Raw genomic sequence first — 14,745 nt, forward strand, 5'->3', positions numbered from 1 at the left:
TTTGTTTTTAAGTTGATTGATCATTAAAATATTTACGTTTAAACCAAAAAGCGACATTTACAAGTGCAATCATGACAGGTACTTCGACTAACGGTCCAATGACAGCTGCGAATGCTGCGCCCGAATGAATACCAAACACACCAACTGCTACAGCAATTGCTAACTCAAAGTTATTACTACCTGCTGTAAATGCTAACGTTGTCGTCACCGGATAGTTTGCACCAATGTTTCTTCCCATAAAGAAAGAAACAAAAAACATTACAATAAAATAGATTAATAACGGAATCGCTATTCTTACCACATCTAGTGGCACGCTAACAATCATCTCTCCTTTTAAAGAGAACATAACGATGATTGTAAATAGCAATGCAAGTAATGTAAGTGGACTAATTTTAGGTATAAACACTTTTTCATACCACTGTCTTCCTTTTAACTTAACTAGTACAAAGCGTGTCAACATACCTGCTATAAAAGGAATTCCTAAATAGATACATACTGATTTTGCTACTTCTATCATTGTAATATCGACAATAGCACCTTCAATCCCTAACCATTCTGGAATTACAGTTACAAATACGTATGCATAAACTGAGAAAAAGAGCATTTGGAATACCGAATTAAAAGCAACTAAACCTGCCGCATACTCTTTATCCCCATCAGCAAGATCGTTCCAAACAATTACCATTGCAATACAACGTGCTAACCCAATCATAATGAGACCAACCATGTATTCTGGTTTATCAGGAAGAAAAATAATTGCTAACACAAACATAAGTATCGGACCAATAATCCAATTTTGTACTAAAGATAGCACTAACACTTTTACATCTTTAAATACTCGGCCCATTTCCTCATAGCGAACTTTCGCTAACGGTGGATACATCATTACAATTAAACCAACAGCAAGCGGAATAGACGTCGTTCCAACCTGTAATGTATTCAGTCCGTCTACTACACTAGGGAACACAAACCCTAAACCAATCCCAACAGCCATCGCTAGAAAAATCCATAGTGTTAAATATCGGTCTAGAAAAGATAAACGTTTCATTTTATTTTCCATCTCCTATTAACAACAAGAATTTTTAGCTACCTCATTTGAAGTCGCGCAACAAGATGACTCTTCAATTTTGTGAACATTACTATCTGCTTTCGTATAAAAGAATTCCCACTCATTCCCATCTGGATCTGTTACCCAAAACTTATCTTGCACTGCATAGCAACAAGTCGTATCCATCTCATCACGCGCGAAGAAACCTTCTTTTTCTAATCGTTCTTTATGCAATGTAATTTCTTCAGCTGTATCCACTTGGAAACCAAAATGATTTACCTGATTTCCCTTCACTTCATCTCGCACGTTCAGCGTAAAATTAAGTCCTGGCGTCTCTAATAAAAATTTTGCATAATCTGTTTTCACTTTAACTGGTGAAACACCAAATACCTTTTCATAAAATTCAATAGACTTCTCTAAATTCGTAACGTTTATACCGACGTGAACATATCTCATACCTTATTCCTCCTTTTTATATATCATTAATCAATTTTTTTTGATTAATAACTCAAAATTTTAACAGCAACTACCTTTCCCTGTTTTTCTAAAGATACAGCACAATTCTTCTGATAATAAATTATTCACTTCCGCATCATTTAAATCATAATAACTCCACGTACCTTTTGTTTCTTTTACAATCAAACCTGCATCTAATAAAATTTTTAAATGATATGATAATTTAGATTGCGTCATTTCAAAAACTTCTGTTAAATCACATACACACGTCTGTCCTCGCTGGCAAAGTTCATACATGATTTCTAAACGTTTCTGATCCGCCAACGCTTTAAACTTTTTCTCATAGAGCTGAAAATTTTGTGCCACTGTAGTTCACTTCCCTTCATCAACTTTTTTTGATGTTTATAGTATATACGTAGATGAGTTCTATATGCAACTTATTAATCAAGTTTTTTTGATTTATCTAAAAAACTTCCTCGCATCATATCTTTGTTACAATTAAAAAAGACCATAACCTTTTCAAAAATGAAAAACTATGGTTCTTTTTACAACTTAATAGTTACAATATTTCCGAGAAATGGAGTCTCTATAACTATTTTAAATTTTAATTTGATCATTATAGAGTAGTGCCCCATCACCCTCAATCTAAGAAAAACAAATACCCCAAAATGAGAAAAATCGATATGCTCTTGTTTTTGGTGCATATTCATAAAAATAGTCTAAATCCTTAAGTTGATGGTTGTGGGGCGGGCCCCCCATAAGAACGGTATCTAAAAGATTGTATGATAGGTGTTAGTTCCATTCCAATGGCCTCAGCCGGCGATTAACTCAAATACCGATTTCGGATGACCGCCATGTGATGAAGTTCGTGTCCTGCGACGCCGTATGCGAGGGCGCGCGCCGTAATGCTTAGGTTGTTGGCTGTGCCCTTGCGGGTCCACGCCTCCGCTGGTAGCCCGCGCAACAATGTAAGCGTTGATTGCCGTACGGCCCGGTAGTCTTCGGCCAATTGCGCGGTTGTCCAGCTTCCGAAAGGAGGTATGAATAATTCCTGATCGAAACCGGTCAGAGGCGTCTGGTCCCCTCTTGCGAACCGGAGCAGGCGGTAGGTCATGACGCGTTCCGCGTCTGTAATGTGGCCCACGACTTCTTTCAGCGTCCATTTTCCTTCCGCATACCGATATGTGGCCTGGCTTTCGGTCAACGATGCCAGGAGCTCGGTCATTTGCTTTTCCTGGGCGAGCAGAATATCGATGATGTTACCGTCCGGCACCAAACGGATATATTCGCCGGAGCTCCCGGCATATTCTACTTCTGACGGTCTTTGATTCATGCGTAGTCACCTCTTTATGTAGATATAGAAAATTATAGCACTCGTCTATGTCTAATAAATTCGCGAAATAATAGAACTTCCCTTCTAATAATTGAGGATAAGCAACTATTTAGTCAGTCGCCACACTATCCTGATTCGTTAGCACAATAAGCAACGCTAATCAATAATGCATAAAAATTAGAAGTTATACAATATTTCAAAGTTATTAATATATATTAGATTATTCCGAAACATATATAAATACATTTTGTCGAAACTATTAAAAAGGGAGAATTTCTCTAGCTGGAGAATTAATAATTGTGTTACCAATATGTAAAAATCTCAATTTAAAATTAAAGGAGAACAAAATGGGACAAATAATTGTATCGATGTACCTCTCACTAGATGGTGTCATGGAGGAACCAGCTTGGACTGCTCCATACTTCAATGAAGAAGTAGCAAAGTTTCAATCCGATTTACTGTTTGAAAGTGAAGCGCTTCTACTAGGGCGAGTAACCTATCAAGGTTTTGCAGCTGCCTGGCCTTCTATGACTGATGAAGAGGGTTTTGCTGATAAGATGAACAGCATACCTAAATTTGTTGCTTCAACAACTTTGGAAAAAACCGAATGGAATGCAAATCTTATCAAGGGTAATATTGTAGAAGAAATATCGAAACTGAAGGAACAGCCCGGTCAGAACCTTTTAATTTATGGTAGTGGTGAGCTTATACAGACATTGATGCAACACGACCTCATTGATGAATATCATTTTATGGTCAATCCTGTTATCGTGGGAAGCGGAAAGCATCTCTTTAAAACCGGAAACGATACAAAGGCTTTAAAACTGATCGAAACAAGAACGACCAGTTCAGGTGTCGTTATTCTTTCCTATCAGCCGGAGAAAAAAGAATAATTATTGATACATTATATAAACAAAAAAAGATTGACTCTTTCAGATCAGGAAAAGTTAAAAATAACTTCCAATAACAAGAATAATGTAAATAAGCTGTCCATGTGGACAGCTTATTGTTTTTTTGCTTAGCGTGCAAAATTCGCGTCTTGTTCGCGTGACCCCAAACAGTACGATTTTATTTCAAAGACACAACGATCTTACTACACACTTTTTATTTATCCCACACTCTCATCTACTAATATTACTATTTTTTATTACTAATGTTGCCGTTTCACTCGGATGGCTAAGAGGAAAATGATGGCCATATGGAACAAAATCAACCTTACCAAGATGCGATGGAGCAGAATAGCCTCTGTCATACTCCCCCCAAATAATGTGAAGATTATACTTTGTTACTTCATTGAAATCACCTTGATCATTTTTTAGTAGTAAACTGTTAAGCTGAAACGTAGTATTTAAAATTCTAGGAGAAGTAAAACTGTTTCTTATTTTTTCAATATAATATTCAGGGATGCTCTCCATACTTTCAAACAAACCATTACTTAATAAATATCGCCCTATCAAATTAGTAGTTGCCAGTTTTAATTTCCATTTGTTCATAAATTGAGGAACTTTTAGCGATTTAGCATTTTTTTTAACAACAGGCGGCTGAAGTAAAGTGATTGAATACTTCTTATCTATGTACTCTTGTACCAATGCTTCCAGAAGAATAAACGCACCGAATGAATGGCCAATTAGATGTGCACCATTAGTAGCTTTCTCCAATAATTTTTTCACTACATTCAAATAGATATCTAGAAGATTTTTCTCTCGTTTAAAAGGAGAACGTCCCAAACCTGGAAGATCCAAAATCCATACAGGTTGACCAGTTTTTTCATGAAGCTCTTGTGCTAAAGGAAATAAATCCTCTCCATCACTCAATAAACCATGTAATAAAATAAACGGTTTACCCTTTCCTTGTAATTGGTAAAGGGTAGTGTTATCGCATAATGTTCGTTTAAATAAATGATTATGCCGGCCATTTTGATACATCATTCGATAATCCAGATCAGCTACTACGGCAGGGAAAAATTTCATTACACTCGTCTTCTTAAACCAATCTCCTCCCATAATTTTTTTCGCTGAAACATTTAAAAATTTTTGTCTTGTAATAAAATTCAGTCCATCAGAAGGAATTTTTGTTATTTTACTTCCTCCACTATTCATAATTGCTTTCATAAATGGCATTGGAACAGAGATTTTTGGTGCCCTCATATTCATACTTTCCGACATAATACTTAATAATTCAGCAATGTTCTGATCGTGCTGTTTGTCTTCAACAAGTGTATATGTTTGAATAGTCGGTTGCTCCAATCTGAAAACCTGCACAATAAACTTCGCAAGCTCATCGTTTGAAATAAGTGGTAACCTATATCCCTTACCTCCAGGAATCACTGGCATGAGCCCTCTTCGCATACTCATCACAAGCAAACCTAACCCTGCTATCTGCTCTGTACTCCCTGTTTTACTACTACCGACTACAGTTGGCGGATTAATTACAGAAAGCGGATAACCTACTGCTGATGCCTGCTGACGGATATAAAGATCTGCTAAAAATTTTGTTCTCTCATATGGATTTTTTATTTTCAAATAATTGTTTCCTTCTTTAAACACATCAATTGCAATCTTGCTATTTTTATCATCAAAAGGACTCATATAGCCTACAACATGAATAAATTGTTGCAAACCCTTCAATTGATGAATACTTTTAGCTAATTCACTAATATGTTTGGCACCATTTAAAAATACGGAAGCTGCCTCTTTACTTGTCGCTTGAATATCCATGGGGCCTCCTGCATGAATAATCACATCCGTTTTCAATACCCTCTCCTTATCTTCAGCACTTAGACCTAAATCTATTTTCGTCAAATCACCTTCAATAAAGTGCATAACTTCCTTTTTTAAGATGCCTCTTTCTTGAAAAAGGCGTGTTGCTTTATTTTTCGACCTCACTAAAAGAAGAATTTTAACATCCTCTTTGGCTAATTCTTTTACTAATTGTTTTCCAATAAAGCCTGTTCCACCAGTTAAAAATACTGTTCTCATATAAAATCCCCCTTTTAGTACTACTTAGTACTAATTTGATGTAAAAAAAATGCTTCTTTTATCGAAGCAATTTTAAAAAATGATCTGCTGTTTTCGTGATTACAGTTGCATCCTTCAATGTTTCTGAAATAAATAACGCTCCTTCAAGATTTGTAATAAAAAGTGATGCAACCTCATCAATATTAATCGTATTTCTGAATTCTCCATTCTCTACCCCTTGTTTAAGTAATAGAGAAACTTTCTTTTGTAATCCTGTAAAAAAAAGACCTATTTTTTCTTTTATTTGCGTGGCCTGTTTAGGACTTTGAATATAAAGAGTAATAAATGGACAGCTCCCCTTATACTCCCTCGACTGAACTCCTTGTGATAATTGCTTTAAAAACAGTTGGATACGATCTTCAACTAAAAATTGGTTCTGAGAAAGTATGTCATCAATTGCAGATTGATACATTTCAATCCAATAATCAACGACCCCTTCTAATAATACTTCCTTATTAGAAAAGTGATAATACACATTAGACTTTGAAACTTTGCTTACACGTACTAATTCATCCATACTTGTATAAGCAAACCCTTTTTCTAAAAATAATGTTGCAGCTACTTCAATCACACGTTTTTGATTCATTAATTTTATCTTTGTCATAACTAGAACTATATAGTACTAATTTAAATATTGCAAGTATTTATGTTAATTTTTAAAAAAGTTCCACTAACATTGATTTTACTGCAAAAAAATCTTATTTTGAATAAAGTTGAACTGAACCCCGAAATTGTTAATTTACTATCGTCTAATAGAGGTCACCATACATGCCCATCAACTTAAGAAAAAGAAATGCCCCCAAAACGAAAAAATGAGCGGCTTCTCAGAATAGCTATCTGTAGAGAAAGAAAATTTTAATTTAGGGGGATATGGAAGTATTAGCTTGATGGTGATGCGGCGGTACCCCATATAAAGAAATTTTAAACATCTTAATCTGCCTTGCTTTTATGTAAATATGGGAATAACGAAATTACCCCAAGGATAGCTAAACAAGCTCCAATCCATAGCGGAGATACAAAACCATATCCTTTACTGATCCCAATACCACCTAGTGACGAACCAATAACAATACCTAGCGTAATAAAAGAACTATGAACGGTATTTATCATTATTCCATTACTAGCTGTTTTCATCACCCTCGCAACCATAGCTGGATTCAATGCTACACCAGTTAAACCAATAAAAATCGTAGAAATCACTGCAATGTATTTATTCTCTGCACTTAAAGCAAATAAAGACAACGCTATGATTAATATAATTAATCCACCCATAAGTATTTTCATTGTAAATTTATCAGCGAACTTGCCAATTATTATATTCCCAATTACGGTCGCACTACCATAGAGAGCAAGTAAATATGGAATACTTGCACTTGAAAAGCCTGTGACATTTGTAAAGATTGGAGTGAAATAACTAAATGCTGCAAACGTACCACCAATAATGAACATACTTGTTACGTACGCTGCCCAAAGATGAATATTCTTAAATCGCAGAAGTTCGTCTTTCCAATTTAATTGCTCTTTATTTGAAGATGATGGTAACAACCGTTGAATCATAATCCCTGATACTAGCACAAGAACAGAAACAGCCCCAAAACTAATACGCCAGCCAAAATATTGCGAAATAACGGTTGTTATAGGTAAACCTAATACAGTTGCGAACATTAAACCTGCAAGTACAATTGATGCAGCTTTTCCCCTTGAATCAGAGTGAACCAATGTCGCAGAAAAGGAAATCGCAACTCCAAAAGCTGAAGCTGAAGCAATACCAGTTATAATACGTGAAATCATCATAATATCATAGTTCCAAGCAATAGCTCCGAGCGATTGACCAATTAAAAATATGAACATTAAAAACAATAATGCTTGTTTGCTGTGCATTCGTAAGAGGATTGCAGTTAAAATGGGGCCTCCTATTACCATTGCTCCTGCATAAGCTGAAATTAAATACCCAATAGATGATACAGGAACCTGAAATGCAAGAGCAAGTTCATTCATCATACCTGCAACCATAAATTCTGATGTAGTCATACAAAAGATTGCTAAAGCTAATAAATAAATAATCGATGGCATAAAAACACTCCTTATTCATTATTGTAATGATCGGTACAAAAATAGTCCGAAAAAAGAGCGCACTAAGCGCCACAAATAGACTCTATTGTTCCTTTGATAACTTGTTCAGACAACATCCGATTTTGCATCGATACATTAAGAACACGGAATCCGTAATAACTGCTTAAAAGCAGACTAGCTAATTCCTCAGCTGATTGCTTCTTTAAAATTTCACCTGTTTGCAATCCTTCCTCCATCACTGTTTCAATAGCTTGTTTAAGAAGTTCAACATGCTTCGAGAAAATTTCTTGTACCATTAAATCGTTTTTAGCACGTTCTATACTGGCATTAATCAATAAACATCCTTTTTGATCCATATTCTCAAAGTCTTCTTTCAATGCCCATTCAAAAAAATTACTTAATCGTTCTTTAACTGGAATTGGAGTATGTAACAATTTCCTTTGTTCCCTAATCCCAATTTCATGGTAGCGTTCTAATACTTGTTTATACAGTTCATGTTTACTACCGAAAGTATTGTATAAACTTCCTTTTCCAAGTCCTGTATCACTGCATAAATCTTGTGTAGAACACCCTTCATATCCTCTTAACCAAAATGTTTTCATTGCAACATCTACAATTGAGGAATAATCAAACTCTCGAGGTCTGCCGCGTTTATTCAATCGTATCCTCCTCTCATTTTAAAGATAACATGAATAGAATACCTTTTTTGTACCATACGGTCAATAATTTTGTTTTATTGTTACTGTAAAATAAAATTTGATTATTTTAGATTACGAATAATGAAAAATAGCCCCTTTATTCAAATTTCCTAGTGAAAAAATCGCGTTTTAATAGACTTCTTTATCATCCCTACCTTTCTATAGATTACTAGTTATGAAACGAGGATCGTTTCATAACTAGTAATTTACTTAATTAGCTTGCTGGTTATGGAGTAGTGACCCTATAAACAAAACCCACCAGAAACATCTAAAATCTGCCCCGTTACCCAGCGGCTATCAGAAGAAGCAAGGAATGCTACTGCATCTGCAATATCTTCAACTTGCCCTATTCGTCCGAACACAGATGAGTTGGTAGCAAAATTTCGTATTTCCGGATCATCTAGCAATTTTGCATTGATATCTGTCTTCGTATATCCAGGCATAATTGTATTCACTGTTATACCTCTTTCTCCAAGATGTTTAGCTAGAGGCAGTGTCATCGTATTAAGCGCACCTTTACTTAAGCCGTATGCAATTGAGCCTGTAAAACCAAGCCTTACTTCAGCTGATGAAATGTTAATAATGCGACCCTCTGCTCGTATTAATGGTAATGTTTGCTGGATTAAAAAGAATGGTGCTTTCATATTTACAGACATGATTTCATCAAAAACTTCTTCTGTCGTATTTTCAATCGTTCCTTGTGTACCTATCCCTGCATTGTTTACTAAAATATCAATCTCTGATGTACCAACTTTTATTTGTAATTCATGCTTTAACTGTTCTACTAGCTTTTTGACACCATCAATTGAATTGAGTTCAGCTTCAATTAAGAACGCTTTTCCTCCATTAGATTCAATCTCACTAATCGTTTCATCTGCAGCTGTTTTATTTCGACCGTAGTGAATCGCAACTAATGCTCCATCTTTCGCCAATCTCATCGCAATCGCACGGCCAATTCCGCGACTCGCTCCTGTTACTAATGCTACTTTTCCATTAAGATTCTTCATTTCTTCCATCCTTCCTAAATTTCCGTTTGATGAATGCCATACTTATATTTTCATGCAAAAACCAATCATTTTAAATATAGATTTATAGGTAATTTAGTTCGTTCACTTATGATATTATAGTTATAATTTATGATTCACTTTAGAAAACAAAATAAGGAGGCTACACAATGCAAAACACAGTAAAACTGGATGAAATCGATCATAAAATTATGAACTTGTTGTATGAAAATGCGAGAATTTCCGTTTCAGAAATAGGACGAATTATATCCATGACGCAACCTGCTGTAAAAGAGCGTATTAATAAACTTGAAGATCAAGGAGTTATAGCGGCTTATCGAACGAAATTTGAGCCTGCAAAAATTAATAAAAACATTCAAGCATTCATCATGTTTAAAACGAGCCAATGCTCTGATTTTATTCAATTTTGTAATGCCGCTCCTGAAGTAACAGATTTATTTCGAATTAGTGGGGAATTTAATTATATGATGAAGGTCATGAGCGATTCGATGGATTCTCTCGCTACATTTTTAGACTCTTTAATGCAATTTGGCTTGTCATCTCCTTTAATTGTTTTAAAGAGTGAGTTTGAGGAGAAATTGTCGTTCTAATAAAGGGATACGTATTATCCTCCGCTAACAGTACAAGCTTTTCCTTTATGAGAAAATCCAACAGAATCAATGATTAGTAACAAAAAAAAGAACATTGATTTTCAATGTTCTTTTTTATATCTCTACTTATTAATTAGATTGCTATTCGAAAAAAGCACCTTAATCCCCTTACCCTTGATTCCTCTGCGCCTCTCTAAACTCCTCCTTCACCTTCTCTAACAACCCTTCTTCCGTAATTAATCGATACGCCGTATTTGCTAATGCTTTTGCCGATGTAATTAATGCTTTATCTCCAAGTTCTGAACGTGCTGCTTCTCTAAATTCATTCGTATGTGCAATTAAATCATCTGGTCCGATTTTAATGTACGGATGAATTGTCGGTACGACTTGACTTACGTTTCCTGCGTCGGTTGAACCGATTCCTACTCTTTCTTTACGATTTACATCTTCACCTAATAGTTCTAGTTCTTCCGCTACAATATCGTTATATGTTTTTGTTACGAGTAATTCATCGATTTCATTTTGGAATTGATGGATTTTTACTTTCGCACCTGTTGCTAACGCTGCTCCCTCAGCAATGTTTCTTACTTTTTCTGTTACTTCCGCGCATCTTTTTCGCGTTGCTGCACGGATGAAGAACCTAGCCGCGGCATAGTCTGGAATAATGTTAGGTGCTTTTCCTCCTTCTGTAATGACGCCATGAATTCTCACGTCTGACGGAAGTTGTTGGCGAAGTGCATTAATACCGTTATAGAGCTGAATAACCGCATCTAATGCGTTAATCCCTTCTTCTGGCGAAGCTGCAGCGTGAGCTGTTTTTCCGTAAAAATGAAAATCAAGTGGATCGACTGCTAGTGAAGGACTCGTTGTCGCTGTTTTTCCGCTCGGATGAATCATAAGCGCCGCATCAATGTCTTTAAATAAACCTGCCTTTACATAACTTGATTTCGCGCTACCATTTGGCCCGCCTTCTTCTGCTGGCGTACCAAACACGACAACTTCTCCACCAATTTCTTCAAGTGTTTCTGATAATGCAATTGCTGCTGCAACACTAATTGTGCCGATTAAATTGTGACCACACGCATGACCGAGTCCTGGTAAAGCGTCGTACTCCGCTAAAAATGCAATTGCCGGTCCTTGTTTTCCAGAGCTTTTTCGCGCGATAAATCCCGTTTCATGTCCAGCTATATTGTGCTGCAACTGAAACCCTGCACTACCTAGTAATAAACTTAACGTTCTTGATGCGTAAAACTCTTGGTTTCCAATCTCCGGATTCGCATGAATATCATGACTTGTTTCTATGTACTTTTCCTTATTTCTTTCGATACTCTCTTCAATTGTTTTTCTTTGTGACGCTACTCCTGTCGCTCCCATTTTTCTTCCTCCTTTTATTTTCACGTAAAAAAGCCTCTTTCTAAAAGATAGAAAGAGGCTTCTGTATATACAGTCAAAATGAGCTTCTTTCTTATCTTTCAAGTTACCTTGCTGGAATTGGCACAGTATTCATAACGAATCCGCTGCCGAGGTATCATAGGGCCAGTCCCTCCACCTCTCGTGATAAGAATTTTCATAAAATTATATTAAATTATTTTTTATTCTAAGTTCATTCCAAGTAAAAGTCAAGGAATTCCTATCCGAATTTACCGAATATCTAAAAATCCTTTTAATACACCAATTGTCTCAGGTGCTTGCAGTCTTGCACATACGTACGGAAATTCCGTACTACCTTCAAACATCATTTGAGATGTAAGCGGTGCGCCTGCCCAGAAGATTTCATCATCGATTACTAGGAACGGGAATGCTTTATTTTGTCTTTGTAACTTTACATTTTTCAGTGGAACTGGTCCGTCACTATACACTGTTATTTGCGCATTTGTACGCATTAACGCTTGCCATACTCGCTTATCCACTTGTTTTGTACTTGGAAGTGAAATAATAATTTTTCGTTTTGCTGCTAAAATATCTTTTAATAGCCCTTTCGTTTCCTCAAGATTCATTTCCATAAACCAGCGTAAACGTTTCGATATTTTTCGTTCCCACAATTGTCTTGATGTCGTGCGATCATACACATCTCCGTGACGTTCTATATGAGCTGTTAATTGTGATAACGCTTGTTTTCTCGAAAGGTTTTTACGCATATAATGGCAATCTGATAATTGAATGAACTTCCCTCTCGCCCTTGTCACTGCTACATTGACGAGGCGATGGTTTTTGTGATCAAAGAATAATACGCCAGGTCGTTCTTGCGGATAACTGTCCACTGTATCAAAAATCATCATATCTCTTTCAGAACCTTGAAACTTATGAACTGTCGCCGCTAAAACTGGTATGTTTTGATATTTCGTTCTCTGCAACATTTCTCTAATACACGTCGATAAAAAGCGTGACTGCGCCCTGTAAGGTGTCACAATACCAATTGATTGAACACCGTCTAACAATCCGATTAACATCATTTGCATTGCTACTAAACCAGACATAATGTTAAAACGTGAACCAGAAGCAGCATCTTTTAACGAAAAAGCTCCCATTTGGCTCGTATCAAATAAAACACTCGCTTCATTTGCAAACGGCTGCAATTGCGCAAGTTCTTTACGCTCTGAAACAGACGGATGATCGTATACTCTATTTTTATAAATAAACGAATTCGTAAACTTCGATATATCCGCATGCATACGTCTTTGTTCCTGCAACATAAATAGGTTTGGGTGTGCTTCTGATTTATTAACAGACTCAACAATCCCAGCATGGTAAAACATATCTTCCCCAAGCCATTTGCGAACGAGTTCATGATTTGCCATCGCAATTGGAGGTAACTGTAAAAAGTCACCGCAAACGACGATACGTTTTCCAAGTGAAGCAGCTAATGCAATTTGCGGAACGAACGCCATACTCACCTCATCTACGACAACTAAATCAAATGTACGCTCATAAATTAGCGCATCAATGGCACATTTCGATAAAGTTGCGCCGATTACTTTCGCATTTTCAATATATTCTTTTTCTACTTCTTTAATTTTAGCCTTTTGCTTTCGAAGATCACTTTCAATCTCCTGCATACGCTTCTTATCAGAGGACGTTGCCTTATACGATAAGATTTTTTCACGAAGCTCTTGGCGTGTCTCTTCCAAGTAGAGTCTTTCCTCACCCCATGATCCGTTCGTCGTTTCAACTAACTTAGATGCAAGTAACGTTTCATGATTTCGTATATGTTCATGTTGACTATAACCGTAACGAACAATTTCGCCAGGCGTCCATTTCTTTTTCTTCTCAATTTGCTTCGTTACTTCACTCATTAATACGTCTACTGCCGCATTACTATGAGCTAACACAAGTACCGATTTTCCTTTTTGATAATGGGCCGAAATAATACGTGATAAATTGTAAGACTTCCCTGTTCCCGGCGGTCCCCATACGTACGTTGTCGGATTATAAAACGCGCGATATGCCAGTTCATTTTTTGGATTTTTCATCTTCTCAATATGTTTCGGGCTGCTCGTCCCATCAACAAGACGCTTTATACGATTACGTTTCAGCTTATCTTTACGTGCTTCTTTCAATCGCTCTTGCAGTTGCTCTAAAAGTTGCCACGGTTCACTGTATAAAACCGCCTCTCTTATTTCACCTTGTATATAATCATTTAATTTCAGTTCTATTTCTAATCCATGTACAGATAATACTTCTCCTGTCGCTTCCTCACCATCGAACTCAATTCGAATCGGTGAACCTTCAGGTAAGCTTACTTCCGAAATAAGCTGAAATACGTATACTGTACTTTCATAATCTGTATATAAAAAACGACCATTCATGATAGAAATTTTACTACCACCTATCGTTTTCCAATGTTTAATTTCATATGCTAATGCATAATGCCACTCTTTCATCGTTTCCGATAATGAAGGAGTTTGAGTAGTTGTATTCATCGTATAATCTCCTTCCTTCTCCCCAAACATACTTTCTCACTATACCATATAACACGCTAAAATTTGTAAGGTTTTTATCTTGCTTATTTTCTTAATTTTCAATAATATATTGTATATAATTTTCAGAAAGAAGGAATCTACATGCCAGTTAGAAGAATAGAACACGTTGGACTTATGGTTGCAAACTTAGAAGCATCTATCTCATTTTATGAAGAAGTAGTCGGCTTACAGCTCCTTAAACGTATGGGGCACCCGAACCCAGACTTAAAACTCGCTTTTTTAGGTGTGGAAGAATCGAAGGAAACGATACTCGAACTCATTGAAGGTTATAACTCTTCTCTTCCGGCAGAAGGAAAAGTACATCACATTTGCTTTAAGGTAGATTCATTAGAGGATGAAATTGAAAGAATACAAAAACACGGCGTAACCTTTTTACTAGGAGAAGAAATCGAAACATTACCAGATGGAACACGTTACTTATTCTTCGCTGGTCCTGATGGGGAGTGGATTGAGTTTTTTGAGACGGAGAGATAAAGTGAAACTTTAGTCAGCCCACAATAAACGGGATAATAACTTTATGATTCA

The 14,745-nt window shown here is 36.3% G+C and carries 14 protein-coding genes and 1 riboswitch; of the genes, 3 read left to right on the top strand and 11 right to left on the bottom strand.

The genetic code is table 11. The annotated features are described in order from the left end of the window. Positions 1-7: 7 nt before the first annotated feature. From arsB to GD442_RS14945, 4 genes are all read right to left on the bottom strand, one after another. Positions 8-1,048, bottom strand: a complete 1,041-nt coding sequence (gene arsB, locus GD442_RS14930; protein WP_000826551.1) for an ACR3 family arsenite efflux transporter — start codon at positions 1,046-1,048, stop codon at positions 8-10. An 18-nt stretch (positions 1,049-1,066) separates the two neighbouring features. Continuing rightward, a complete protein-coding gene (locus tag GD442_RS14935; protein ID WP_001271013.1) occupies positions 1,067-1,504 on the bottom strand; it encodes an ArsI/CadI family heavy metal resistance metalloenzyme in 438 nt (145 codons plus the stop codon). 60 nt (positions 1,505-1,564) lie between these two features. Then, positions 1,565-1,870, bottom strand: coding sequence for an arsenical resistance operon transcriptional regulator ArsR (gene arsR / locus GD442_RS14940; RefSeq protein WP_002026021.1), 306 nt, complete (start codon positions 1,868-1,870; stop codon positions 1,565-1,567). A gap of 457 nt (positions 1,871-2,327) precedes the next feature. After that, positions 2,328-2,837, bottom strand: coding sequence for a DinB family protein (locus tag GD442_RS14945; RefSeq protein ID WP_001076326.1), 510 nt, complete (start codon positions 2,835-2,837; stop codon positions 2,328-2,330). Positions 2,838-3,184: 347 nt separating this feature from the next. On the opposite strand from GD442_RS14945, the gene GD442_RS14950 reads away from it, so the two are divergent. After that, positions 3,185-3,730 carry a dihydrofolate reductase family protein gene (locus GD442_RS14950; protein WP_000529753.1) on the top strand — a complete coding sequence of 182 codons (546 nt, stop codon included), beginning with the start codon at positions 3,185-3,187 and terminating at the stop codon, positions 3,728-3,730. Between the two features lie 228 nt (positions 3,731-3,958). Here GD442_RS14950 and GD442_RS14955 read toward each other — a convergent pair whose 3' ends face one another. The 5 genes from GD442_RS14955 to GD442_RS14975 form a co-directional block, all read right to left on the bottom strand. Beyond that, positions 3,959-5,815 (bottom strand): alpha/beta fold hydrolase, encoded by a 1,857-nt coding sequence (locus tag GD442_RS14955; RefSeq protein ID WP_001261125.1) that lies wholly within the window; start codon positions 5,813-5,815, stop codon positions 3,959-3,961. A gap of 58 nt (positions 5,816-5,873) precedes the next feature. After that, complete coding sequence (locus GD442_RS14960; protein WP_001072312.1) at positions 5,874-6,440, bottom strand: TetR/AcrR family transcriptional regulator; 567 nt, start codon at positions 6,438-6,440, stop codon at positions 5,874-5,876. A 344-nt stretch (positions 6,441-6,784) separates the two neighbouring features. Next, a complete protein-coding gene (locus GD442_RS14965) occupies positions 6,785-7,927 on the bottom strand; it encodes an MFS transporter (protein WP_001139226.1) in 1,143 nt (380 codons plus the stop codon). 62 nt (positions 7,928-7,989) lie between these two features. Further along, the gene (locus tag GD442_RS14970; RefSeq protein ID WP_001042193.1) at positions 7,990-8,586 is read right to left on the bottom strand and encodes a TetR/AcrR family transcriptional regulator; all 597 of its coding nucleotides are present in this window, start codon (positions 8,584-8,586) and stop codon (positions 7,990-7,992) included. Positions 8,587-8,867: 281 nt separating this feature from the next. Continuing rightward, the gene (locus tag GD442_RS14975) at positions 8,868-9,632 is read right to left on the bottom strand and encodes an SDR family oxidoreductase (RefSeq protein ID WP_000793421.1); all 765 of its coding nucleotides are present in this window, start codon (positions 9,630-9,632) and stop codon (positions 8,868-8,870) included. 167 nt (positions 9,633-9,799) lie between these two features. On the opposite strand from GD442_RS14975, the gene GD442_RS14980 reads away from it, so the two are divergent. Then, the gene (locus tag GD442_RS14980; protein WP_001181718.1) at positions 9,800-10,240 is read left to right on the top strand and encodes an Lrp/AsnC family transcriptional regulator; all 441 of its coding nucleotides are present in this window, start codon (positions 9,800-9,802) and stop codon (positions 10,238-10,240) included. A 168-nt stretch (positions 10,241-10,408) separates the two neighbouring features. On the opposite strand, the gene GD442_RS14985 is transcribed toward GD442_RS14980, so the two are convergent. Together GD442_RS14985 and GD442_RS14990 are read right to left on the bottom strand one after the other, a co-directional pair. Continuing rightward, the gene (locus GD442_RS14985) at positions 10,409-11,614 is read right to left on the bottom strand and encodes a M20 family metallopeptidase (RefSeq protein ID WP_000501344.1); all 1,206 of its coding nucleotides are present in this window, start codon (positions 11,612-11,614) and stop codon (positions 10,409-10,411) included. A gap of 88 nt (positions 11,615-11,702) precedes the next feature. Then, a riboswitch (SAM riboswitch) is annotated at positions 11,703-11,804 on the bottom strand. 76 nt (positions 11,805-11,880) lie between these two features. Beyond that, the gene (locus GD442_RS14990) at positions 11,881-14,190 is read right to left on the bottom strand and encodes an AAA domain-containing protein (RefSeq protein ID WP_002041447.1); all 2,310 of its coding nucleotides are present in this window, start codon (positions 14,188-14,190) and stop codon (positions 11,881-11,883) included. A gap of 111 nt (positions 14,191-14,301) precedes the next feature. Here GD442_RS14990 and GD442_RS14995 point away from each other — a divergent pair, with 111 nt between their 5' ends. Next, positions 14,302-14,694 carry a VOC family protein gene (locus GD442_RS14995; RefSeq protein WP_159365113.1) on the top strand — a complete coding sequence of 131 codons (393 nt, stop codon included), beginning with the start codon at positions 14,302-14,304 and terminating at the stop codon, positions 14,692-14,694. Positions 14,695-14,745 lie beyond the last annotated feature (51 nt).

The organism is Bacillus sp. A260, from assembly GCF_009861435.1.
GTDB classification, from domain to species: Bacteria; Bacillota; Bacilli; order Bacillales; family Bacillaceae_G; genus Bacillus_A; species Bacillus_A cereus.

Excerpts from the sequence above, each read along its gene's own strand:
- GD442_RS14945 (WP_001076326.1), bottom strand. The coding sequence starts at position 2,837 with ATGAATCAAAGACCGTCAGAAGTAGAATATGCCGGGAGCTCCGGCGAA.
- GD442_RS14995 (WP_159365113.1), top strand. The coding sequence starts at position 14,302 with ATGCCAGTTAGAAGAATAGAACACGTTGGACTTATGGTTGCAAACTTA.
- GD442_RS14935 (WP_001271013.1), bottom strand. The coding sequence starts at position 1,504 with ATGAGATATGTTCACGTCGGTATAAACGTTACGAATTTAGAGAAGTCT.
- GD442_RS14980 (WP_001181718.1), top strand. The coding sequence starts at position 9,800 with ATGCAAAACACAGTAAAACTGGATGAAATCGATCATAAAATTATGAAC.
- GD442_RS14985 (WP_000501344.1), bottom strand. The coding sequence starts at position 11,614 with ATGGGAGCGACAGGAGTAGCGTCACAAAGAAAAACAATTGAAGAGAGT.
- GD442_RS14975 (WP_000793421.1), bottom strand. The coding sequence starts at position 9,632 with ATGAAGAATCTTAATGGAAAAGTAGCATTAGTAACAGGAGCGAGTCGC.
- GD442_RS14960 (WP_001072312.1), bottom strand. The coding sequence starts at position 6,440 with ATGAATCAAAAACGTGTGATTGAAGTAGCTGCAACATTATTTTTAGAA.
- GD442_RS14950 (WP_000529753.1), top strand. The coding sequence starts at position 3,185 with ATGGGACAAATAATTGTATCGATGTACCTCTCACTAGATGGTGTCATG.
- GD442_RS14955 (WP_001261125.1), bottom strand. The coding sequence starts at position 5,815 with ATGAGAACAGTATTTTTAACTGGTGGAACAGGCTTTATTGGAAAACAA.
- arsB (WP_000826551.1), bottom strand. The coding sequence starts at position 1,048 with ATGAAACGTTTATCTTTTCTAGACCGATATTTAACACTATGGATTTTT.
- GD442_RS14965 (WP_001139226.1), bottom strand. The coding sequence starts at position 7,927 with ATGCCATCGATTATTTATTTATTAGCTTTAGCAATCTTTTGTATGACT.
- GD442_RS14990 (WP_002041447.1), bottom strand. The coding sequence starts at position 14,190 with ATGTTTGGGGAGAAGGAAGGAGATTATACGATGAATACAACTACTCAA.